This is a genomic window from Methylobacterium organophilum, from assembly GCF_022179465.1.
GTDB classification, from domain to species: domain Bacteria; phylum Pseudomonadota; class Alphaproteobacteria; order Rhizobiales; family Beijerinckiaceae; genus Methylobacterium; species Methylobacterium organophilum.
The window spans coordinates 1-575 of the sequence record NZ_BPQV01000028.1; the positions used below are offsets into that span (position 1 = coordinate 1).

Genomic DNA, 575 nt, shown 5'->3' on the forward strand with positions numbered 1-575 from the left:
GCGCCTTGCTGGAGGACGTGCGTCTCGGCCCCGTTCCAGGTGAACAGGTATTCGATGACGCCGCGGTGCTTCGGATTGTCGAGCAGCTTGGCGAGCGTGGAGACCCGCCAGATGCCGCCCTTCGGCGACGGGATGCCGTCGGCGTTCAGGCCGTCCGCAATCGCCTGGAGCGTCCGCCGCCGCCGCCGCTCCTGATGGATCCGCTTCACGACCCGGGCCTGATCCGGAACGACGGCGAGGCCGCCCTGCAGGTCCTTGGTGTAGCCGTAGGGCGCCTGCCCGCCGGCGAAGCCGCCCTTTGCGGCCTTGGCCATGCGCCCGCCCGCGGTGCGGTCCCGGATCACGAACCGCTCGTTTTCCGCCATGCCGGCGAAGATCGCGAAGAAGGTCCGGCCCATCGGGTTCGACGTGTCGATCACCGACTCCGTCACCGACCGGAACGCCACCTCGTGCTGCTCGGCGAGATCCGAGACCGTGGTGAGTGCGTGGCGGATGTCTCGGGACAGCCGGTCGATCTTCGCAACGAGCAGGACGTCGAAGCCGCCAGCAGCCGCCAGATCAAGGACGCGGGCGAA

1 protein-coding gene is annotated in these 575 nt (G+C 69.2%); it reads right to left on the reverse strand.

All coding sequences use genetic code 11. The annotated features are described in order from the left end of the window. Positions 1 to 575: recombinase family protein (locus tag MFF21_RS23690; protein WP_238315047.1), on the reverse strand; the 575-nt coding region annotated here is incomplete at both ends.